18 protein-coding genes, 1 pseudogene and 1 riboswitch are annotated in these 21,156 nt (G+C 73.2%); of the genes and pseudogenes, 15 read left to right on the top strand and 4 right to left on the bottom strand.

Annotated features, from left to right (window positions below; genetic code table 11):
• Nucleotides 1–31: 31 nt before the first annotated feature.
• Nucleotides 32–778, top strand: coding sequence for an N-acetyltransferase (locus tag E2B92_RS08210; protein ID WP_126888769.1), 747 nt, complete (start codon nucleotides 32–34; stop codon nucleotides 776–778).
• Nucleotides 779–915: 137 nt separating this feature from the next.
• Here E2B92_RS08210 and E2B92_RS08205 read toward each other — a convergent pair whose 3' ends face one another.
• Nucleotides 916–1,686 (bottom strand): hypothetical protein, encoded by a 771-nt coding sequence (locus E2B92_RS08205; RefSeq protein ID WP_126888770.1) that lies wholly within the window; start codon nucleotides 1,684–1,686, stop codon nucleotides 916–918.
• 184 nt (nucleotides 1,687–1,870) lie between these two features.
• Nucleotides 1,871–2,686, bottom strand: a pseudogene (locus tag E2B92_RS08200) (DUF4352 domain-containing protein); the annotation flags it as partial.
• 202 nt (nucleotides 2,687–2,888) lie between these two features.
• On the opposite strand from E2B92_RS08200, the gene E2B92_RS08195 reads away from it, so the two are divergent.
• From E2B92_RS08195 to E2B92_RS08185, 3 genes are all read left to right on the top strand, one after another.
• Entirely contained in the window at nucleotides 2,889–4,922 is a 2,034-nt protein-coding gene (locus E2B92_RS08195) for an N-6 DNA methylase (RefSeq protein ID WP_235023731.1), read from the top strand.
• 183 nt (nucleotides 4,923–5,105) lie between these two features.
• The gene (locus E2B92_RS08190; protein WP_126889552.1) at nucleotides 5,106–5,747 is read left to right on the top strand and encodes a hypothetical protein; all 642 of its coding nucleotides are present in this window, start codon (nucleotides 5,106–5,108) and stop codon (nucleotides 5,745–5,747) included.
• The gene (locus E2B92_RS08185) at nucleotides 5,744–7,270 is read left to right on the top strand and encodes a serine/threonine-protein kinase (protein WP_133087444.1); all 1,527 of its coding nucleotides are present in this window, start codon (nucleotides 5,744–5,746) and stop codon (nucleotides 7,268–7,270) included. Before E2B92_RS08190 ends, E2B92_RS08185 begins: the two co-directional genes overlap by 4 nt.
• Before the next feature lie 100 nt (nucleotides 7,271–7,370).
• On the opposite strand, the gene E2B92_RS08180 is transcribed toward E2B92_RS08185, so the two are convergent.
• Together E2B92_RS08180 and E2B92_RS08175 are read right to left on the bottom strand one after the other, a co-directional pair.
• Nucleotides 7,371–8,174 (bottom strand): class I SAM-dependent methyltransferase, encoded by an 804-nt coding sequence (locus E2B92_RS08180; protein ID WP_126887235.1) that lies wholly within the window; start codon nucleotides 8,172–8,174, stop codon nucleotides 7,371–7,373.
• Between the two features lie 10 nt (nucleotides 8,175–8,184).
• Nucleotides 8,185–10,548 (bottom strand): YfhO family protein, encoded by a 2,364-nt coding sequence (locus E2B92_RS08175; RefSeq protein ID WP_126887234.1) that lies wholly within the window; start codon nucleotides 10,546–10,548, stop codon nucleotides 8,185–8,187.
• A gap of 126 nt (nucleotides 10,549–10,674) precedes the next feature.
• Here E2B92_RS08175 and E2B92_RS08170 point away from each other — a divergent pair, with 126 nt between their 5' ends.
• The 11 genes from E2B92_RS08170 (at nucleotide 10,675) to E2B92_RS08120 (ending at nucleotide 20,937) form a co-directional block, all read left to right on the top strand.
• Nucleotides 10,675–11,646, top strand: a complete 972-nt coding sequence (locus tag E2B92_RS08170; RefSeq protein WP_126887233.1) for a glycosyltransferase family 2 protein — start codon at nucleotides 10,675–10,677, stop codon at nucleotides 11,644–11,646.
• On the top strand, nucleotides 11,643–12,080 hold the full coding sequence (locus tag E2B92_RS08165; protein WP_126887232.1) for a GtrA family protein: 438 nt from the start codon (nucleotides 11,643–11,645) through the stop codon (nucleotides 12,078–12,080). The genes E2B92_RS08170 and E2B92_RS08165 overlap by 4 nt, the downstream gene beginning before the upstream one ends.
• A gap of 91 nt (nucleotides 12,081–12,171) precedes the next feature.
• A complete protein-coding gene (locus tag E2B92_RS08160; protein WP_126887236.1) occupies nucleotides 12,172–12,807 on the top strand; it encodes a SurA N-terminal domain-containing protein in 636 nt (211 codons plus the stop codon).
• 138 nt (nucleotides 12,808–12,945) lie between these two features.
• Nucleotides 12,946–13,887, top strand: a complete 942-nt coding sequence (locus E2B92_RS08155) for a nucleoside triphosphate pyrophosphohydrolase (RefSeq protein WP_235023759.1) — start codon at nucleotides 12,946–12,948, stop codon at nucleotides 13,885–13,887.
• Between the two features lie 10 nt (nucleotides 13,888–13,897).
• A complete protein-coding gene (locus E2B92_RS08150; protein WP_126887230.1) occupies nucleotides 13,898–15,151 on the top strand; it encodes a cytochrome P450 family protein in 1,254 nt (417 codons plus the stop codon).
• 180 nt (nucleotides 15,152–15,331) lie between these two features.
• Nucleotides 15,332–16,240: a LysM peptidoglycan-binding domain-containing protein gene (locus tag E2B92_RS08145; protein WP_235023730.1), complete on the top strand. Its 909-nt coding sequence runs from the start codon at nucleotides 15,332–15,334 to the stop codon at nucleotides 16,238–16,240.
• A 253-nt stretch (nucleotides 16,241–16,493) separates the two neighbouring features.
• Nucleotides 16,494–16,669: riboswitch (cyclic di-AMP (ydaO/yuaA leader) on the top strand.
• A 4-nt stretch (nucleotides 16,670–16,673) separates the two neighbouring features.
• Complete coding sequence (locus E2B92_RS08140; RefSeq protein WP_126887228.1) at nucleotides 16,674–17,363, top strand: LysM peptidoglycan-binding domain-containing protein; 690 nt, start codon at nucleotides 16,674–16,676, stop codon at nucleotides 17,361–17,363.
• A 253-nt stretch (nucleotides 17,364–17,616) separates the two neighbouring features.
• Entirely contained in the window at nucleotides 17,617–18,903 is a 1,287-nt protein-coding gene (gene eno, locus E2B92_RS08135; protein ID WP_126887227.1) for a phosphopyruvate hydratase, read from the top strand.
• A gap of 95 nt (nucleotides 18,904–18,998) precedes the next feature.
• Nucleotides 18,999–19,469 carry an FtsB family cell division protein gene (locus tag E2B92_RS08130; protein ID WP_126887226.1) on the top strand — a complete coding sequence of 157 codons (471 nt, stop codon included), beginning with the start codon at nucleotides 18,999–19,001 and terminating at the stop codon, nucleotides 19,467–19,469.
• A 14-nt stretch (nucleotides 19,470–19,483) separates the two neighbouring features.
• A complete protein-coding gene (locus tag E2B92_RS08125; protein ID WP_126887225.1) occupies nucleotides 19,484–20,020 on the top strand; it encodes a DUF501 domain-containing protein in 537 nt (178 codons plus the stop codon).
• Nucleotides 20,017–20,937, top strand: a complete 921-nt coding sequence (locus E2B92_RS08120) for a Ppx/GppA phosphatase family protein (protein WP_126887224.1) — start codon at nucleotides 20,017–20,019, stop codon at nucleotides 20,935–20,937. The genes E2B92_RS08125 and E2B92_RS08120 overlap by 4 nt, the downstream gene beginning before the upstream one ends.
• Nucleotides 20,938–21,156: the final 219 nt, after the last annotated feature.

Below are 21,156 nucleotides of genomic sequence, written 5' to 3'. Positions count from 1 at the left end.
GCCGGGTGTCGGGGTTGTCTAGCCTGCCCGGATGGATCTGTGCATAACGACGCTGGCCGAGCGGCCCGAACTCCAGGGCGCGCTGTGGGAGATACAGGACCTGTGGCCCGAGTTCATGCTCCACGACCCCGTCGGCTGGGCGAACATGGGGCGGATCGTCGCGGAGCTGCCCGAGTACGTGCAGGTGGCCACCGACGCCGAAGGGGCGGTGGTGGCCCGGGCGTTCAGCGTCCCGTTCCAGTTGCGGGCGGAGGGGCGCGGTGAACTGCCCGCCACGGGCTGGGACCAGGTGCTGCTGTGGGCGTTCTCGGACCGGCGGCACGGGCGCATCCCCGACACGGTGAGCGCCATCGAGGTCGCCGTCGACGCCCGCGTCCAGGGCAAGGGGCTGTCGGCCCGGATGCTGGCGGCCATGCGGGACAACGCGCGGCGGCTGGGCTTCCGCGAGGTCGTCGCGCCCGTGCGGCCCAGCGGCAAGCACCGGGAGCCGGGCGTGCCGATGGGCGAGTACGCCTTCCGCACCCGGGAGGAGGACGGGCTGCCGCACGACCCGTGGCTGCGCGTCCACGTCCGCGCCGGCGGGGTCGTGGAGGCGGTGGCGCCCGCGTCCATGACGATCGCGCACTCGGTGGAACGGTGGCGGGAGTGGACCGGGCTGCCGTTCGACACGGACGGGCCGGTGGAGGTGGACGGCGCGCTGGTGCCGGTGCGGTGCGAGGCGTCGAGCGGGTACGCCGTGTACGTCGAGCCCAACGTGTGGGTGCGCCACCCGTTGTAGGGCGTGCGGACACGGCGGAGCCGGACAGGCCGCCCCCTCCGACGGTCTGTCCGGCTCTCCCCGTGTTCCCCGGGGCCCGGTGCTCACCCCGCGCCCCGTGGTCCTGATGCACCGGTGGCTTTCCGGTGCGGCGGTGCCTACTCGGCCCCGAGCTTGTCGAGATCGAGGATGTCCTTGGCGGCCGGCTTCTTCGCCGGGACCGGCTTGTTGTAGTCGGTGAAGGACAGGGTCCCCGGGTCCTCGCCGCCCTTCTGGTCGATCTTCAGCAGGTACGGCTCGCCCTCCGTGGCGACGTAGATCTTGTACGTCGTGTCGCCGTCCTTCTCGGTGAGCGTGAGCGCCTTCTTGCCGTTGACCGTGGTCTCCTCGCCCCGCTCGGCGGAGCCGGCGCCCGTCTCGAACTCGCCGAGCATCGCGCCGAGGTCGCACATCTCGAGGCCCTCCTTGGCCTCCGGGTCGTTGGCGTCCGTCTTCAGCCAGCGGCCCTTGAGCATCTTCAGCGCCGCCTCCGTCTCCTCCGGCGAGCCGCCCTCGTTCTGCTCGCGCAGGAAGGCCTCGTCGAAGCGTATGTAGGCCTCCTTGCCCGCCTTGATGACCTCCATGGTGCCGGTGGGGCCCATGGTGATGGTGCCCGCGCACTGTCCCTTGGTGTCCAGGGCCATGAACGCCTTCATGGGGCCCTCGGTGGTCTTGAGGTTCGCGTCGAGGGTGAGGGAGTCGGCCGTCTTGGTGGCCTTGATGGCCTTGTTGGCGATCTGCGAGCCCGACAGGCCGGCGAACGGCTCGGCCTTCTTGGCCTCACCGGAACCGGAGCCGGAGGGGCCACAGGCCGTCAGGCCGAGCGCGGTGACGGCGCAGAGGGCGGCCAGAACGGGGCGCTTGAGGGTGCGGAGGGCGGTGGAAGACATGGGGGTGTATCTCCGGGGGTGGTGAAGTGAACGGGGGGAGTGAAGAAGGGGGAGTGAAGAGGGGGGAGTGTGGCGGGGGGGGGGTGGGCGGGGGGGGGAAAGAGGGGGAGGAAACAGGGGGGGGGGATGACGGGGGCGGGGCGACGGGAGCGGGGTGAGCGGGGCAGGTGAGGCGGCCCGGGGGGAGCCGCCGGGGGTCGGCGGGGGCGTCGAAGGCGTACTGGACCGTGGCCTTCTTGCCGGGCAGGACGGTGCCGGTGAAGCCCTTGCCGTACGTGTCGCCGTCGAAGATCTCCTCGGCGGTCACGCCGTCGGCCCCGGCGCGGGCGCTGACGGTGAGGGAGTCGGTGGAGAGCTTCTCCTTGCCGGCGTTCTCGACGGTGATCGTCAGCGCGTAGACCTTGTTGCCCTCGGTGTGGCCGATGGCGAACTCGCCCGGCTTGACGGACGTGGCCTCGGACACGGTCACCTGGACGTCGTCGTCGTACACGGAGGTGTCACCGGCGGCCAGGGCCTTGCCGGCGGCGTCGCCCTTGCCGCCACCGTCCGCCGTGCCGCCGCCCGTTCCGGCCGGGGCGCCGCTCTTGGCGGTGGCCGGGTCCTTCGTCGCGGTGTTGCTCAGCTCCTTGTTGATCTCGTCCACCGCGTCGTCCACGGCCTTGAACGTGATCACCGCTCCGACCACCGAGAGGATCAGCGACACCAGGCCGAGGACCGCGCCGGTCGTGGTGACGCCCTTGTTGCCGGCCTCACCGCGCTTGACCCGGCCGCGCCCGGCCAGGCCCAGGATCAGGGCGATGAGGCCGAGGATGCCGGCGAGCCAGAACAGGAGCGGGATCAGGCCCGACAGCGCGCCGATGATGCCGAGCACCAGCGCGGCGGTGCCCAGTCCGTTGCGGAGCGGTGCCTGCGGCTGGGGCGCGGGGGCGCCGCCGTAGGGGCCGGAGCCCGGATAGGGCTGCTGGGTGCCGTACTGGGCCTGCTGCGAGTAGTCGGACATGGGTGCCCTCCCGGACGGTGACATAGGTCTGTGTTCGGGGCGGTGGGGCTGCCCCGTCTTGCGACGGGTCAATAAGACCAGAGCCTGTGAACCGAGTCAACACGGTTCACGGAAAACCGATACGCTCACGCTGTGAATGGGGTGCTCTTGTGCACGGCTGTAGGATCGGCGCCACAGCAGCAGATGGAAGGGAGTCAGCCAGGTGCCGGACAACGCAGCAGAGGTGACCGCGGCCGGGATCGCCCGCCTCGCCGGGGTGGGACGCGCCGCCGTCAGCAACTGGCGGCGCCGGCACGCCGACTTCCCCAAGCCCGTCGGCGGCACCGAGACCAGCCCGTCCTTCGCCCTCGCCGACGTCGAACGGTGGCTGCGCGCCCAGGGCAAGCTCGCCGAGGTCCCGCTGCGGGAACGCGTCTGGCAGCAGGTCGCCGGACACCCGGCCGGAGCGGTCACCGCCCTCGTCCACGCGGGCTGCGCCCTCCTCCTCGTACGGGACCGGTCCAGCGGCTGGCTGGAACTGACCGCCGTGTCGGACGAGCGCATGACCGCCCTGCTGCCCACCGCCCTGGAAGAGGTGCTGACGCTCCGCCTCGGCGTCGAGCGGGCCGTACCCACCCCGCACCGGGCCGACCTCGCGCCCTCCGTCCCGCTGCTGCGCGCCGTCACCGACCTCGCCGCCGAGACCGGCGCCCGCCAGGCCTTCGAGTTCCTCCTCGGCCGCCACCTGGACGCCAACCCGCGCCAGTACACCCTCACCCCGCCCGGCCCCGCCGCCCTCATGGCGGAACTCGCCGGACCGGCCGGCACCGTGCTCGACCCCGCCTGCGGCACCGGTGCCCTGCTGCGCGCCGTCGCCGGGGCCACCGCCCTGTACGCCCAGGAGACCGATCCGGACCTGGCCGCCCTCACCGCCCTCCGGCTGGCCCTGCACTCCGGCGCCGAGGTCAGCGCCCGCACCGGCGACACCCTGCGCGCCGACGCCTTCCCCCGGCTCACCGCCGACGCGGTGCTCTGCCACCCGCCGTTCAACGAACGCAACTGGGGCCACGACGAACTGGCCTACGACCCGCGCTGGGAGTACGGCTTCCCCGCCCGCACCGAATCCGAACTGGCCTGGGTCCAGCACGCCCTGGCCCGGCTGCGCCCCGGCGGCACCGCCGTCCTGCTGATGCCCCCCGCCGCCGCCTCCCGCCGCTCCGGCCGCCGCATCCGCGCCGACCTCCTGCGGCGCGGCGCGCTGCGGGCGGTCGTCGCCCTCCCGGCCGGCGCGGCACCGCCGTACGGCATCCCGCTCCACCTGTGGGTGCTGCGCAAGCCGGTCGCCGGAGCGTCCGTCTCACCGGAACTGCTGCTCGTCGACACCGCCGAGCACACCGACACCGGGCGCGACAAGCTCGACTGGCAGGCCGTCCACACCGCCGTGCTCGACGCGTGGGCGCCCTTCGACCGGCACGGCACCGTCGCCGAGCGGCCCGGCGCCCACCGGTCGGTGCCGGTCATCGCACTCCTCGACGACGACGTCGACCTCGCCCCCGCCCGCCACCTGCCGCCCCCGGCCGCCGCCGGCGGCGCCGAGGAACTGGCCGGGGTGCACGACCGCCTCACCACCGTGCTGCGCCGCACCGCCGAACTGACCCCGCCCCCCGCCCGCACCCCCGGCGAGCCGGAGCCCGCCCGCCTCCCCGGCGTGACCGTCGGCGAACTCGCCCGCACCGGCGCCCTGGAGCTGCGCGCGGGCGGCACGGGAGCCGCGCCGACGCCCCACCGCGTCCTCACCGAGCAGGACGTCCTGGCCGGCCAGGCCCCCTCCGGCACCCTCCCCGAGGGCACCGGCGAGGAACCCGTGCTCGTACGCGCCGGTGACGTCGTCGTCCCCGTCCTCGGCGGCGGCTCGGTCGCCCGCGTCGTCGACGAGGCCACCGCGGGCGCGGCCCTCGGGCGCAACCTCCAGCTCCTGCGCCCCGACCCCGCGGCGCTCGACCCCTGGTTCCTCGCCGGCTTCCTGCGCGGCACCGCCAACAACCGGCAGGCCAGCAGCTACGCCTCCACCGCGACCCGGCTGGACGTGCGGCGCCTGCAACTGCCCCGCCTGCCGCTGGCCGACCAGCAGCGCTACGGCGAACGCTTCCGGGCGCTCGCCGAGTTCGAGGGGGCGCTGCGCCTCGCGGGGCGGCTGGGCGAGCGGCTGGTGCAGGGCATGTACGACGGGCTCACGGACGGCACGGTGGAGCCCTGAGCGCCCGGCGCTTACGACGGCCCGCGGACCGCGCGGCAGGGGCCCGGGCCCGTGCGGCGGGGCCCGGCGCGGCGGGCCGGTGATCAGTTCAACAACGGTTCCGCACAACCCCGAGGTCGTTGTCGGTGTCGGTGTATACGCTCGACCTCTTGTCAGACTCGTACGTTTTCGTCAGGAGCAGGAATGCACGGCCACGGCTATGCACCGCCACCGTCACAGCGTCCGGCCGACGGCACGCTGATCGCGCTGCGCGTGCTGTTCTCGGCGATGACGTTCCTCAGTTGCGGCTTCCTCGGCTGGGCGCCCATGCTGAGGCTCGCGGTCGTCACGCGCCGGACCCTGGACTGGTTCCTGTTCTGCGCGGTCCTGCTGCTCAACATCGGCCTGCTGGTGTTCCTGGTCGCCGTGACCCCGGAGGGCGAGAACGCGGAGATCAGCGACGGGGACGCCGCCATCATGGTGGTCTGGATGCTGGCCGTGATCATCGGCGTCATCGCGTACTACCTGACGGCCGAGATCAACCACTTCAACCGGCTGGCCGCGGCCCCGCCGCCCGGCTACGGCACCACGCACACCGGGTACGGCTACCCGCCGGCCGCCCAGTTGTCCGCGCGCCAGACGTACCCGACGCAGCCGCAGCCGCCCGCGGTGACCGCCCCGGCCGGTCCGCCGCCGCAGCAGCAGCAGCCGCAGCCGCCGCAGCCGCCCCAGCAGCCGCCGGTGAAGCCGACGTCCCAGCGCATCGACCAGGTGCGCGCCGAGCTCGACGAGCTCAGCGACCTCCTGCGCAACGAACCGCGGGACCCCCGGGACGGGGACCGGTGAACGGGCGGGTCATCGCCGGGCGCTACGAGCTGTCCACCGTCATAGGCCAGGGCGGCATGGGCCAGGTCTGGACCGCCTACGACGGGCGGCTCGACCGCCGCGTCGCCGTCAAGCTGCTGCGCCCCGACCACATGGCCGCCGCCACCGCCGCCGACGAGATGCGCCGCCGCTTCGTCCGCGAGTGCCGGGTCACCGCCCAGGTCTCCCACCCCGGCCTGGTCACCGTGCACGACGCGGGCAGCGACGGCGACGACCTGTTCCTCGTCATGCAGTACGTCGAGGGCGCCGACCTCGCCGACCACCTCGCCGAGCACGACCCCTACCCCTGGCAGTGGGCGGTGTCCGTCGCCGCCCAGCTCTGCGCCGTACTCGCCGCCGTGCACGCCGTGCCGATCGTCCACCGCGACCTCAAGCCGCGCAACGTCATGGTGAAGCCCGACGGCACGGTCACCGTCCTCGACCTGGGCGTCGCCTCCGTCATCGACACCGACACCACCCGCCTCACCCACACCGGCTCGCCCATCGGCAGCCCCGCCTACATGGCTCCCGAGCAGGCCATGGGCGGCGCCGTCGGCCCGTACACCGACCTGTACGCGCTGGGCGCGCTCCTGCACGAACTCCTCAGCGGGAACGTGCCCTTCGCGGGCTCCACCGCCCTCGGCGTCCTCCACCGCCACCTGTACGAGCCGCCGCTGCCCGTCCGGCAGTTGCGCCCCGAGATCCCCGAGGCCCTCGAGGCGCTCGTCCTGCGGCTGCTCGCCAAGGACCCGCAGGCCCGCCCGTCCGGAGCGCAGGAGGTGTACGAGACGCTCGCCCCGCTGCTGCCCGCGCGGGGCGTCCCGGCCGGCCCGCTCGACCCGACGCGCCCCTTCCTCCGCCCGCACGCCCCCTGGCCCGACCGGTCCACCACGCCCGCCCCGGTGCCCCAGCCGCCCGTGGCCCCCGCCGCGACCCGCCCCGATGTGGCGGCCGCCGTCGACGAGGTCAAGCGGCTGCTCGGCGAGGGCAGCATCACGCAGGCCGTCGACATCCTCGGCAACATCCTCCCGGCCGCCGCCGCCGAGCACGGCGAGCACTCCCCGGTCGTCCGCATCCTGCGCAAGCAGTACGCGACGACCCTGATGGACGACGGCCAGTACCGGCGCGCCCTGCCCGAGCTGCGGCGCCTCGCCGACGACCGGGAGGCCGAGGCGGGCCCGGCGGACCCGCAGACGCTCCAGTTCCGCTACGAGGCGGCGCTGTGCCTGGAACAGCTCGGCGAGACGGCCGCCGCGCTCGCCGAGTACCGGGCGGTCCTGCCGTACTACACGAGCAGCCAGTCGGCCGGGGCCGACCAGGGCCGCTCCTTCGACATCCGGCACCGCATGGGCCACCTGCTGCTGGCGATGGGGGACCACACCGCGGCCCACCAGCAGTTGCAGAACCTGCTCTACGACACGGAGCGGGTGTACGGGCCGTACCACCCGCTCCCGGCGGAGCTGCGCCGGGCCCTGGAGCGCCAGCAGCGGATGCGCGGAATGTGACCGCCCGCCGCCGCACCGCTCCACGAGCCGCCGGGCCGCCCCGCCGCCGCACCGCTCCACGAGCCGTCAGGCGGCCCCGCGCCGCACCGCTCCAGCGCCGTCAGGCGGCCCGGCAGTACACCGATTCCGCCACCCGCCCCAGTCCGGTGAGGCCCGCCGGGCGGGGCTGGTCGCCCAGGACGACGACCGCATCGGGCGCCGCCAGCTCCCGCACCGCCGCCAGGTCGTGCTCACCGTTCACCACGATCACGCCGTAGCGGCGGTCGGCGACCCGCTCCCGCACGGCCGTGTCACCGAAGCCGCCCCGTACCAGCCGGGCCGCCTCCGCCGCACCGGACCCGCCGCCCAGCACCAGGTTGCCGCGCACGACGTCCTCACGGGTGGGCGAGCCGTCCAGCGGGTCGACGATCGTCAGCCGCGCCTCGATGCCGTCGCGCCGCAGCATCCGTTGCAGCGCCGCCGCGAACAGCCCGTGCCGGGTGCCGATCTCCAGGACGTCGCCGTTGGGCGGGGCGAGCAGCGGGACGGTCGTCAGGCGCCCGCACACGTCGGAGACGGTGCCGGCCAGGTCGCCGGCGCCGAGGGCCTCCAGCGCCACCAAGTGGCGGTAGGCGACGGTGATGTCGTGGCGGGCCCGCTCGCCGCCGTCGCCGGTGACGGCGCGCACTTCGCGGACCAGGGTGTCCACCTGGGTCGCCGTGGGCATCCGGTGCCCGTCGCGTCCCGCCTGGTCGAGCAGCAGCCCGAGGCCGTAGCTCTGGCGGCGGAGGTCGGCCACCGCGTGGTGCAGGGCGTCGAGATCGGACTGGAGCGCCGTGGTGGCGCGCTCCATGCGCTGCTCGACCAGGGCGAACGCGGGGCGCAGGACCCGCTTCGCCAGCCGGTTGCTCAGAAGAGAGGGCATGCGGGGCAAGCTACGCCGCCGGGACGGCCGGAGGGGTCACGGCACGGTGGTGCGGGGGTGAAGTCTTGGTGGCGCGCAGGCGACGCACCTGGCCGGGCGCCGCCAGGGCGAGCAGCGCCACCACCCCCACAACCACCCCGCCGCGCAGCCCGGGCGGCCGGAAGACGCAGCTCACCGTGGTGCGCCCGCCCGTCACCGGGACCGCGACCAGCCCGCCGTACGACCCGGCGGGGCGGCCGTCGCAGCGCCAGCCCGCGATGCGGGGCGCCGCCAGCACGGCCGTGCCCCGGGTGCCCGGGGGCAGTTCGGCGCGGACGCCGTCGGCGGTGACGTGCACCGCGACCGCGCCGGTGGCCTTCAGCCGCGCCACGGCCGCCTCCAGCCGCGCCCGGTCCAGGCACCCCACGCTCCCGGGCGGCACGGAACCCTCGCCGTCCAGCGTCACCGTCGCGCCCGCCACCCGCTGGACGCCCAGCGGGGTCATGGGGGCGCGCCGCCTGGGCAGGCCGCCGCGCAGCTCCACCGGCGCGCCCGCCCCGAGGCGCGCCGTCCCGGTGAAGTCGGGCGCCCACAGGTGGACGTCGCTGCCGACCGGGCACGCGCCGTCGGCGGGCAGGTCGTAGACGCGTGACCCGAGCAGCAGCTCCTGGTTGCGGAACGGCGAGGCCCCGTACCGGAGTTCCCCGCCGGGCGGACGGACCGTCACCAGGGGTGGCACGCCGGTGTTCCGCACCACCTCCGTCCCGCGCCACCGGGCGCCCACCGCGAACAGCGCGTCGGTCACGGGGTTGTCCAGGGACTGGAGGTTGCGCCCGTTCGAGGTCCACCCGCCGCCCAGCGCCGCCAGCGTCCGGGTGAGCACCGCCGGCGTATGGCTGCTGTAGTACGCGGCGCCCTGCCCGCCCACCAGCAGCGGGTCGTTGCCGGTGAGCTGCGGGCGCCCGGGGTCGGTGCGGTGACGCGGCCACCCGTCGGCCCGGGCCACCGCCGCCGCCCGTGCCGCGTGGTCCGCTCCCCAGGCCGGGTAGTCGTCCAGCCGCGCGGGCCGCTCACGGTCGGCGTGGGCGGTGGTGGCCGCGGCCTGGCCGACCAGGGCGCCGGCCAGCAGCACGGCGCCGGCGAGCCCGTACCGCCGCGCCCGGAGGCGCAGCAGGGCCAGCGCGCCGGCGGCGGCCGCGAGGCCCGCGCCGAACAGCCCGTACGACCACGGTGTCGCCAGGTCCCCGGAGGCGGCCCCGGCCGCGATCGCCCCGAGGACCAGCGACCCGCCGGTGAGTGCCCGCCACCCCGGCCAGCCGTGCGCCACGGCGGTCCAGGCGGCGAGCACGGCCAGCCCGGCCAGGACGAACGTCTGCCGGTAGGGGCTGCCGTTGGGTGTGGCGAACACGTGCCAGACCAGGTGCGTCGGCTCCCACTGCACCGACAGCACCACGGCCGCCACGAGTCCCGTCCACGTCCAGCGCTCCCGCGCGGGCACGCCCCGGTGGAAGGGGAGCGCCGCCGCCAGCAGCAGCGCGCCCGTGCCGAGGAAGAGCGCCGGGGTGAAGAAGCCGTACGTCGCGGGGAGCACCCGCGCGGCCAGCTCCCCCCACCCGGCGGGCGCGAACTCCCGGGTCCAGCCGGGGTACGCGTGCCGTGACCCGAGGAAGACGGGCACCAGGACCGGCGCCGCGAGGCCGATGCCCAGGAGCACGGTCCACACCGCCCGCAGCAGCACCCGCCGGCCGCGCACCCCCCGGGCGAGCAGCACCAGCGCGGCACCGAGTGTCGCCATCCAGGCGGTGTAGAAGTTGGCGGTCCACGCCACCGCGACGACCACCGGCCCCAGCACCGGGTGCCGGCCCGTGCGCACCCACTCGCCGGCCAGGCACAGCAGCGGGAAGGCGATCAGGCCGTCCAGCCACATCGGGTTGTACGACGCCTCGACGACGGCCCAGCCGCACAGCGCGTACGACGCCCCGAGCACCGCCGCGCCCCACCACGGGCCGGGGCGCTGCCCGAGGAGCAGCCCGCTCATGGCGGCGGCCGCGGCGGCCATCTTCAGCACCGTGATCACGTACACCGCGAGGTCGGTGTCCTCGCGCGGGAAGAGGCCGACGAGCAGGGCGAACGGGCTGGTCAGGTAGGTGCCGAGGTCCGGCAGGAAGCTCGTGCCCCAGCCGGAGGACCAGTTGAGCAGCAGCCCGCCGTCCGCCCGCCCGTGCAGCAGGTCCCACAGGTGGGCGTGGAACGGCACGAACTGGTTGCCCAGGTCGTTGACGCTGCGGGTGCGCGGTCCGAACGGGAAGGTCCGGGCGGCGGCGTCACCGGCGCAGACCGCGAGCGCGGTGAGCAGTCCGGCGACGGCACCGGCACGGAGGACGTTTCTCTGCATGGTGCGGCCGAATATGCCAGCGCCCGGCCGTGAAATCAGCGGCCCCCTGGACCAGTTCACGCAATGGTCGTCTGCCCGCCATGTGGAGCGACCGCCGCCGACACGCGCATCGGTTGTCGTTCTTCCGTGCTGATCTCAATAGTCGTGCCGTGTTTCAACGAAGAGGAGATCATCGGCCGCTTCCACGATCACGTGGCCACGGAGCTGGAATCCCTCGCGGTGGAATTCTCCGCGGAATTCGAGCTGGTCTACGTGGACGACGGAAGCCATGACCGTACGCTCAGCCTCCTCGAGGGGATCGCGGCGGCGGACCCCCGTACCCGTTACGTCTCCTTCAGTCGCAATTTCGGCAAGGAGGCGGCGATGCTGGCCGGCCTCCAGCACGCCGGCGGGGACGCCGTCGTGATCATGGACGCCGACCTCCAGCACCCGCCGGAGCTGGTGGGCCGCATGCTGCGGCTGTACGACGAGGGCTTCGACCAGGTCGTGGCCCGGCGCACGCGCACGGGCGACCGGGTCACCCGTACCGTGGCCGCCCGCGCCTATTACCGGCTGATCAACCGGTTCGTCGACGTCGAGCTCGTCGACGGTGTCGGCGACTTCCGGCTGCTGTCGCGCCGGACCGTCGACGCGGTCCTGGAACTCACCGAGTACAACCGTTTCTCCAAGGGCCTCTTCGCCTGGGTCGGATTCCGCACCACGACCTTCGAGTACGAAAACGCGCGGCGTGGGCAGGGCCGGTCGAAATGGACCTTCGGCAAGCTGCTCAACTACGGCCTGGACGGGCTGATCTCCTTCAATGACAAACCGCTCAGGGCCGCGCTCTATCTCGGTCTGCTGCTGGTTTCCCTCGCCGGTGCTTATGCCGCCTGGATCGTCGGTGTCGCCCTGGTGAACGGTGTCGACACCCCCGGTTATGTCACCCTGCTCGTGACGGTCACGGCACTCGCCGGGGTCCAGATGGTGATGCTGGGACTGGTCGGGGAGTATGTGGGCCGTATCTATTACGAGGTGAAGCGGCGCCCGCACTTCCTGGTGAAGGCGACCAACACCCCCGTACCGCACCGACCGTCCCGTGGGGAGCTCGTACGCCGATGACCGTCCGTGGTCAGCTCGTCAGGTTCGCGCTGGTGGGCGTGGTGAACACCGCCACCTACTACGCCTTCTACCTGCTGTTCCTGGCCCTGGGCCTGCCCTATGTGGCCGCCCACGTCGTCGCCTTCCTCCTCTCCATGACCGGGTCGTTCTTCCTGAACTGCCACATCACCTACCGGACCCGTCCCACGTGGCGGAAGTTCCTGCTCTTCCCGCTGACCAACGCCGCGAACTTCGTGATCACGACGTGCGGTGTGTGGCTGCTGGTGGACCTGGCGGGCTTCTCCAGCCGGTACGCGCCGCTGGTCGCCGCGGCCGCGGCCATCCCGGTCACCTTCGTCGTCTCCCGGACGATCATGCTGCGCCCCGAGACCGCCCGGGCGCGTGACTCGTTGACCGAAGCGGCCGAAGCCGCGCAAGCAGTGGCCTCGAAGTAGTGGCCTGCGCCACTGCGACTGCCTACCATCGATCACCGCAAGGTCGTTCCCACTGACGCACGACCCACGCCAGGAGGCTCCTTTGCACCGCCTGCATCGCCGCCGTCGCACCGTGCTCTCCGTCTCCGCCGCGCTCCTCGCCGCGGCCCCGCTCCTGACCGCCTGCGGGAGCGACGCCCACCCCGGCGCGGCGGCCGTCGTCGACGGGGACCGGATCGAGGTGGCCGCGCTCCAGGCCCAGGTCAGGGACGTACGCACCGCCCAGCAGGCGTCCCCGCAGGCGAAGCAGCTCATCGAGGCCACCGGTGACCTCAACCGCGAGAAGCTCAACGGGATGATCTTCGACCGGGTGGTGGAGAAGGTCGCCGCCGACCATGGCATCACCGCCAGCCGCAAGGAGGTCCAGGAGACCCGGCGGGCCGCCGCGGCGCAGAGCGGCGGCGAGGAGCAGCTCGCCGCGATGCTGCTCCAGCAGCAGGGCGTGGCCCCCGACGAGATCGACGACGTCGTGCGGCGCAACGTCCTGATGAACAAGATCGCCGCGAAGCTGGGCGCCGGGAACACCCCGGAGGGGCAGCAGAAGCTCACCGAGGTGTTCGCCACCGCCTCCAAGGGGCTCGACATCGACGTGAACCCCCGGTACGGCACCTGGGACAACGACAAGATCCAGCTCGGTGAGTACCGGGCACCCTGGCTGCGGCAGCTCGGCGGGCAGCAGCAGATGTAGGTTCGAGGGGTGAACGCCGACACGCCAGACGCCGACACCCCTCGCGCCGACACCCCCCGCGCCGACACCCCCCGCTCCGGCACCCCGCACGCCGGGGCCGCGCACGACGGCACGCCCGCCGCCCCCGGCCGTGTCGTCCTGCTCACCGCCAGCCACCGCGTCGCGCCCGGGCTGCTGTCCTGGCCCGCGTGGCGGACGCTGCACGCCGCGGACCGGGTGCTGTGCGCCGACGCCGGGCACCCCCAGCTCCCGTACCTGCGCGAGGCGGGCGTCACGGTGGAGATCGCCGCGCCGGCCGCCGAGGAACTGGTCGCCGCCTGCGCGCCCGGCCGCACGGTGGTGGTCCTCGCGACCGGCGAGGGCGACCGCGCCCTGACGGACGGGCTGGCCCGGATGGCGGGCTCCGGCCGGGTGGCGATGCCGGACCTGGAGCTGCTGCCCGGTTCGTACGACCTGCCGGGCGCCCGGCTGCTGGACCTCGTCGAGGTCATGGACCGCATCCGCCGCGAATGCCCCTGGTCGTCGCGGCAGACGCACCAGGGCCTGGCCAAGTACGGCATCGAGGAGGCGTACGAGCTGGTCGAGGCCATCGAGGACGGCGACCGCGACGAGCTGCGCGAGGAACTCGGGGACGTCCTGCTCCAGGTGGTCTTCCACGCCCGGATCGCCGAGGAGCACGAGGAGGAGCCGTTCTCCGTCGACGACGTGGCGGGCACGATCGTGGAGAAGCTCATCCACCGCCACCCCCACGTCTTCGGCGACGAGCGCGCCGAGACGCCGGAGGAGGTCAAGGAGCACTGGCTGCGGACCAAGGCCGTCGAGAAGCGGCGCGCGTCCGTGACCGACGGCGTCCCGCTCGGCCAGCCCGGCCTGGCCCTGGCCGCGAAGCTGGCGAGCCGGGTGCGCACCGCGGGGCTGGACGTCACCCCGCCGTCCGGGGACGGCATCGGCTACGAGCTGCTGGCCCTGGCGGTACGGGCGGAGGCGGCGGGCGTGGACCCGGAGGCCGCCCTGCGGGCGGCCGGCCGTGCCTACCGCGACGCGATCCGGGCGGCGGAGGGCCGGGGGGCGACGGGTTAACGTCGGGGGCGTGAACGACCCGAACGCCGCGCCCGAACTCTTCACCTGGGAGTTCGCCACCGACCCGTACCCCGCCTACGCCTGGCTCCGCGAGCACGCGCCCGTGCACCGGACCACGCTGCCCAGCGGGGTCGAGGCATGGCTGGTGACGCGGTACGGGGACGCCCGGCAGGCGCTGGCCGACCAGCGGCTGAGCAAGAACCCCGCCCATCATGACGAGCCCGCGCACGCCAAGGGCAAGACCGGCATTCCGGGCGAGCGCAAGGCCGAGTTGATGACGCACCTGCTCAACATCGACCCGCCGGACCACACCCGGCTGCGCCGGCTGGTGTCGAAGGCGTTCACGCCCCGCCGCGTGGCCGAGTTCGCGCCGCGTGTGCAGGAGCTCACGGACCGCCTCATCGACAACTTCGCTACAAAGGGGAGCGCCGACCTCATCCACGAGTTCGCCTTCCCGCTGCCCATTTATGCCATTTGCGACATGCTGGGCGTGCCGCGCGAGGACCAGGACGACTTCCGCGACTGGGCCGGGATGATGATCCGCCACGGCGGGGGGCCGCGCGGCGGGGTGGCCCGGTCGGTGAAGAAGATGCGCGGGTACCTCGCGGAGCTGATCCACCGCAAGCGGGAGGCGCCCGGCGACGATCTGATCTCGGGGCTCATCAAGGCCTCCGACCACGGCGAGCACCTCACCGAGAACGAGGCCGCCGCGATGGCGTTCATCCTCCTCTTCGCGGGCTTCGAGACGACGGTCAACCTCATCGGCAACGGCGTCTACGCACTGCTGCGCAACCCCGGCCAGCGTGAACGCCTCCAGGCCTCCCTCGCCGCCGGCGAGCGCGGGCTGCTGGAGACCGGGGTCGAGGAACTCCTGCGCTACGACGGGCCGGTGGAGCTGGCGACGTGGCGGTTCGCGACCGAGCCGCTCACCCTCGGCGGCGAGCGGATCGCGGCCGGCGACCCCGTCCTCGTCGTCCTCGCCGCCGCCGACCGCGACCCCGGGCGGTTCGACGAGCCGGACACGCTCGACCTGGCGCGGCGGGACAACCAGCACCTGGGGTACGGGCACGGCATCCACTACTGCCTGGGCGCGCCGCTCGCCCGGCTGGAGGGGCAGACCGCGCTGGCGACCCTGCTGACCCGGCTGCCCGACCTGAGGCTTGCGGTGGATCCGGCGGATTTGCGCTGGCGTGGCGGGCTCATTATGCGGGGACTGCGTACGCTCCCGGTCGAGTTCACCCCTTTTGCGAGCACCGCTGACTGACGGTCCGTCACTTCTGTGATCTTCGCGTAATCTCCGGTGCATCGACTTGTGACTGACGTTCGGATGCCGCTACGTTCACCGTCACCTCAGCAGTCACGCGAAAGGCAGCACCGCATGCGCTCCGGGAACGGCCGGCACCGACGACCCCGTCAAGCCCCCGCCATCGTTGTCGCGGCAGGGGTGACCGGATCCGCCATCGCGCTCCCGCTGCTCGGCGCGGGCTCCGCGTCGGCGGCCGACGCCGCCACGTGGGACCGCGTGGCCGAATGCGAGTCCGGCGGCCTGTGGAGCGCCGACCTCGGCAACGGCTTCTACGGCGGTCTCCAGATGTCGCAGGAGACCTGGGAGTCGTACGGGGGCCTGGCCCACGCCGCGCGCCCCGACCTCGCCAGCCGCGCCGAGCAGATAGCCGTCGCCGAGAAGGTCTACGCCGCCACGGGCGTGAAGTCCTGGGAGACCTGCGCCCCCATCGCGGGCCTCGGCGGCACCACCGCTCCGGACGCCGACCCCACCGCCACGGCCCCGGCCGCGCCCGGGACGACGGACCCGGCCGAGACGCTCGAGGACCCGGACGCGCCCGAGGCCTCCCGGCCGGCCGACCCGCTGCTCCCCACCGAGCCCGCGCCGGAGGCGCCCGGTGCGCCGCAGACGCCCGCGCCCGGCACCGGCAAGCACCGGGGCGAGCCCGCCAAGGAGGAGGCGCCGGTGACGGAACCGGTCGCCCCCGCGGACCCGACCGCTCCGGCCGCCCCCGCCGACCCCACGGCACCGGCCGTCCCCGGCGCCCCGCAGGGCGAAGGCACCCTCGAGCCCACGGACCCGGCAGAGGCGGGCAATACGGGCACAGACCGCGAAAAGGGCGCACATCCCTCGCGCGGTGACGGGGCGACACGTGACCCGGGCAGCGTCAGCCCCGGCGCGTACACGGTCCAGCCGGGCGACAACCTCTCGGTCATCGCCGAGCAGCAGGAGGTCCCCGGCGGCTGGCCCGCGCTCTACGAGGCCAACCAGGACACCGTGGGGGCCGACCCGGACCTCATCCGTCCCGGTCAGAGCCTTGAACTGACGGCGGATCAGCGGAAGGAATGAGACGTATGTCCACTTCTGTGTAAGTGAGACATGAATCTCTTCGGCCTCATGGACGGGGCAGGGTCGTCCGAACCGCACAATCCGCCCTTCACCTGCGTAAACGCCCGTCAAGGGCGGGGCGATAGGGGCGGATTGGACCCAATGTCCGTCTTTGAACTTCGGAGACGTCTCTGTCTACGGTCGTGACCGCTCGCCACCGCGGGCCCCTACGACCGGAACGCCGAATCCTGCCGCCGGTCGACGGGAACAGTCGTCGCTTCACGCGCCGAAGGCAGGAGCGGGGGACCCAAGGTAAGTGCCGGGCCCGGCCATGGAGACATGGCGCGGACCGGCTTGGGGTGAAGCCGCGCGCACCGCACGGTGCCGCGCGGCCGGGCAGCTCACGTCCGAACCCGACAGCTCACCTCGCAGGCGTCGGTGAGGAGATGTCCCCATGCTGTTCTCCGGCAAGTCCAAGCACCGTCGCCCCTCCAAGGCCGCCCGGTTCGCCGCGTTCGCCGGCATCACCGGTGCCGCCGTCGCCGCCCCGCTGCTGGGCGCCACGTCCGCCTCGGCCGCCACCGCCGCCGAGTGGGAGAAGGTCGCCCAGTGCGAGTCCGGCGGCAACTGGTCCATCAACACCGGCAACGGCTACTACGGCGGGCTCCAGTTCTCGGCCTCCACCTGGGCCGCGTACGGCGGCACCGCGTACGCCGCGACCGCCGACCAGGCGTCCAAGTCGCAGCAGATCGAGATCGCCGAGAAGGTCCTCGCCGGCCAGGGCAAGGGTGCCTGGCCGCACTGCGGCGTCGGCCTGTCGAGCGCCGCGTACCAGGGCGGCGGCGAGCAGGCCCAGCCGCAGCCGCAGCAGGAGCGTGCGGCCGAGCAGCCCACCACCCGCAGCGAGCAGCGCACCGCCCCGAAGGCCGAGAAGAAGGCCGCGCCGAAGACCGTCACCACCCCGACCGGCAAGAAGGTCGAGAAGGGCGACGGCGAGTACAAGGTGAAGGCCGGCGACACGCTCAGCACCATCGCCACCGCGAAGAAGGTGGCCGGCGGCTGGGAGAAGCTCTTCGAGCTGAACAAGGACATCGTCGACGACGCCGACCTGATCTACCCGGGCCAGCAGCTCCACCTGAGCTGACCCCACCCAGGGCCACCCCGGCCCGGCGTGCCCTTCCCCCGTGCGCGCCGGGCCGGGGTTCTCGTCTTCCCCAGCGTTACCGGCCGGTAAGTTTCATGGCGTTTCGCCCGCAATGCAGCCTCGTGAGCCCTTTTTCGTCCCAGGAGGCGGGCGTCGGCTGGTCACGGCCCCCCGGCCGGTTAGGCTCTTGCCGCAAGGCCAAAGAGACCCTGCACCACCACGCGTCACATCTTGCGTCACATCCCAGAAGGAGATGCTCGTGCCGTCCATCGACGTCGTCGTAGCCCGGGAAATCCTGGACTCCCGAGGCAACCCCACGGTCGAGGTCGAGGTCGGCCTCGACGACGGCAGCACCGGCCGTGCTGCCGTCCCGTCCGGTGCCTCCACCGGTGCGTTCGAGGCCCTCGAGCTCCGCGACGGTGACAAGGACCGCTACCTCGGCAAGGGTGTCGAGAAGGCCGTCCTCGCCGTCATCGAGCAGATCGGCCCGGAGCTCGTCGGCTACGACGCCACCGAGCAGCGGCTGATCGACCAGGCGATGTTCGACCTGGACGCCACGCCGGACAAGTCGTCGCTCGGCGCCAACGCCATCCTCGGCGTCTCCCTGGCCGTCGCGCACGCCGCCTCCGAGGCGTCCGACCTGCCGCTCTTCCGCTACCTCGGCGGCCCGAACGCGCACCTGCTGCCCGTTCCGATGATGAACATCCTCAACGGCGGCTCGCACGCCGACTCCAACGTGGACATCCAGGAGTTCATGATCGCCCCGATCGGCGCGGAGTCCTTCTCCGAGGCGCTGCGCTGGGGTGCCGAGGTGTACCACACCCTCAAGAAGGTGCTGAAGGACAAGGGCCTGTCGACCGGCCTGGGCGACGAGGGCGGCTTCGCCCCGAACCTGGACTCCAACCGCGCCGCCCTCGACCTCATCCTCGAGGCCATCAAGCAGGCCGGCTACGCCCCGGGCAAGGACATCGCCCTGGCGCTCGACGTCGCCGCGTCCGAGTTCTACAAGGACGGCTCCTACGAGTTCGAGGGCAAGTCCCGCTCGGCCGCCGAGATGACGGACTACTACGCCGAGCTCGTCGAGGCGTACCCGCTGGTCTCCATCGAGGACCCGCTGTTCGAGGACGACTGGGAGGGCTGGAAGGTCATCACCGAGAAGCTGGGCTCCAAGGTCCAGCTCGTCGGCGACGACCTGTTCGTCACCAACCCCGAGCGCCTGGCGCGCGGCATCGAGGAGGGCGCCGCCAACGCCCTGCTCGTCAAGGTCAACCAGATCGGTTCGCTGACCGAGACCCTGGACGCCGTCGAGATGGCCCAGCGCAACGGCTTCAAGTGCATGATGTCGCACCGCTCCGGCGAGACCGAGGACGTCACCATCGCCGACCTGGCCGTCGCCACCAACTGCGGCCAGATCAAGACCGGTGCCCCGGCCCGCTCCGAGCGCGTCGCCAAGTACAACCAGCTCCTGCGCATCGAGGAGATCCTCGACGACGCCGCCGTGTACGCGGGCCGCAGCGCCTTCCCGCGCTTCAAGGGCTGATCTTCCGTAGCAGCCTCCGTACGTCCCCGGCCACGGTCCCGTACCGTGTCCGGGGACGTACGTACGTAACGGGCAAGGGGAGGCGGGTACAGCACATGGCCCGGGACCGGTTCTCCACCGCGACCAGGCTGCGGCTGCTCGGCGAGCAGACCGCCGCCCGCGTCTACCGCTCCCAGACCCGCCGGCAGGCCCGCCGCTCCCGGCTGACCGGACGCGCGGCCTTCCTGGCCCTGGTCGTCTGCTCCATGGTGGTCGCCCTGGCCTACCCGATGCGCCAATGGGTGTCCCAGCGCGCCGAGATCGCCGAACAGGAGCGGCTGGCCGCCGAGGCGGGCGAGCGCGTCGAACGGCTGCGCGACGAGAAGGCACGGCTCCAGGACGACGCGTACATCAGGCGCCTCGCCCGCGAGCACCTGCACTATGTACTCCCCGGGGAGACCGGCTACACGGTCATCGACCCCGACGCGGTGCGCCAGCGCCGCACCGACCAGGGCGCGGCCGACCGCCCCTGGTACTCCAACCTCTGGGACGGCGTGGACACCGCCGACCGCACCGACCGCAAGTAGAACCCAAGGCAGGCATGGAAACGCCCCCTCCGCAGACCGAACGCACCGAGCCCACCGAGGCGGACATCGCGGCGTTCGAGGAACAGCTCGGCCGCCCGCCGCGCGGCCTGCGCGCCATCGCGCACCGCTGCCCGTGCGGCAACCCGGACGTGGTCGAGACCGCGCCCCGGCTCCCGGACGGCACGCCGTTCCCGACGACGTACTACCTCACCTGCCCGCGCGCGGCCTCCGCGATCGGCACGCTGGAGGCGAACGGCGTCATGAAGGAGATGACCGAGCGGCTCCAGAGCGACCCGGAGCTCGCCGCCGCCTACCGCGCGGCGCACGAGGACTACATCGCGCGCCGTGACGCCATCGAGGTCCTGGAGGGCTTCCCGAGCGCGGGCGGCATGCCGGACCGGGTGAAGTGCCTGCACGTGCTCGTCGGCCACTCGCTGGCCGCCGGGCCGGGCGTGAACCCGCTGGGCGACGAGGCCATCGCGATGCTGCCCGAGTGGTGGGCCAAGGGGCCCTGCGTCACCGCCCACCGGGACGAGGAGGCCGGCGCATGACCCGCGTCGCCGCCATCGACTGCGGGACGAACTCCATCCGCCTGCTCGTCGCCGACGTCGACCCCGTGAGCGGTGAAGTCACCGACCTGGACCGGCGGATGACGATCGTCCGGCTCGGGCAGGGCGTCGACCGGACCGGCCGGCTCGCGCCCGAGGCGCTGGAGCGGACCTTCGCGGCCTGCCGCGAGTACGCCGCCGTCATCAAGGAGTACGGCGCCGAGAGGCTGCGTTTCGTGGCGACCTCGGCCTCGCGCGACGCCGAGAACCGCGACGACTTCGTCCGGGGCGTCAAGGACATCCTGGGCGTGGAGCCGGAGGTCGTCACCGGTGACCAGGAGGCGGAGTTCTCCTTCACCGGGGCGACCAAGGAGCTGGCGGACTCCGGCTCGGGGGAGTACCTGGTCGTCGACATCGGCGGCGGCTCCACCGAGTTCGTGGTCGGCCGCACGCACGCGCGTGCCGCCCGGTCGGTCGACATCGGCTGCGTACGCCTGACCGAGCGTCATGTGCGCAGCGACCCGCCGTCGGAGGCGGAGGTGGCGGCGATCCGGGCGGACGTCGAGGCGGCCCTGGACCTGGCGGAGCAGACCGTTCCGCTGCGGGACGCGGAGACGCTCGTCGGGCTGGCCGGTTCGGTCACGACCGTCGCGGCGATCGCGCTGGGGCTGGCGGAGTACGACTCGGCGGCCATCCACCGCTCGCGCATCCCGTACGAGCGGGTCGCCGAGGTCACGGCACGGCTCCTGGCGGCCACGCACGACGAGCGGTCCGCGATCCCGGTGATGCACCCGGGCCGGGTGGACGTGATCGTCTCCGGCGCGCTGGTCCTGCTGGCCGTCATGGAGCGGACCGGGGCGCGCGAGGTGGTCGTCTCCGAACACGACATTCTGGACGGAATCGCCCTCTCGCTCGTCTGATCCGGGCCGCGCCGGCGCCCGATCCACGCGTCGCCGGACAGCGCGTCGGAAAAGTTCGTGAAGTTCTTCACAAGGAAAAGGGCCCTGAGGGGGGCCAGGGAGCCTTCCAACGGCCTCCGGAGCCCCCTTCGGGGCCCTTTCACAGGCGCGTACGCCACCCTCGGCTGTGTTTCGTAGGTGTGAACTCCAGTGGTGGTCCACGGTTAAAAGGTGCTCGCC

The organism is Streptomyces sp. WAC05374 (assembly GCF_004353505.1).
Classification (GTDB): Bacteria; Actinomycetota; Actinomycetes; order Streptomycetales; family Streptomycetaceae; genus Streptomyces.
This window is presented reverse-complemented; position numbering and strand designations above follow the sequence as displayed.

Excerpts from the sequence above, each read along its gene's own strand:
- E2B92_RS08210 (WP_126888769.1), top strand. The coding sequence starts at position 32 with ATGGATCTGTGCATAACGACGCTGGCCGAGCGGCCCGAACTCCAGGGC.
- E2B92_RS08205 (WP_126888770.1), bottom strand. The coding sequence starts at position 1,686 with ATGTCTTCCACCGCCCTCCGCACCCTCAAGCGCCCCGTTCTGGCCGCC.
- E2B92_RS08190 (WP_126889552.1), top strand. The coding sequence starts at position 5,106 with ATGCACGGCCACGGCTATGCACCGCCACCGTCACAGCGTCCGGCCGAC.
- E2B92_RS08180 (WP_126887235.1), bottom strand. The coding sequence starts at position 8,174 with ATGCCCTCTCTTCTGAGCAACCGGCTGGCGAAGCGGGTCCTGCGCCCC.
- E2B92_RS08175 (WP_126887234.1), bottom strand. The coding sequence starts at position 10,548 with ATGCAGAGAAACGTCCTCCGTGCCGGTGCCGTCGCCGGACTGCTCACC.
- E2B92_RS08165 (WP_126887232.1), top strand. The coding sequence starts at position 11,643 with ATGACCGTCCGTGGTCAGCTCGTCAGGTTCGCGCTGGTGGGCGTGGTG.
- E2B92_RS08140 (WP_126887228.1), top strand. The coding sequence starts at position 16,674 with ATGCTGTTCTCCGGCAAGTCCAAGCACCGTCGCCCCTCCAAGGCCGCC.
- eno (WP_126887227.1), top strand. The coding sequence starts at position 17,617 with ATGCTCGTGCCGTCCATCGACGTCGTCGTAGCCCGGGAAATCCTGGAC.
- E2B92_RS08130 (WP_126887226.1), top strand. The coding sequence starts at position 18,999 with ATGGCCCGGGACCGGTTCTCCACCGCGACCAGGCTGCGGCTGCTCGGC.
- E2B92_RS08125 (WP_126887225.1), top strand. The coding sequence starts at position 19,484 with ATGGAAACGCCCCCTCCGCAGACCGAACGCACCGAGCCCACCGAGGCG.
- E2B92_RS08120 (WP_126887224.1), top strand. The coding sequence starts at position 20,017 with ATGACCCGCGTCGCCGCCATCGACTGCGGGACGAACTCCATCCGCCTG.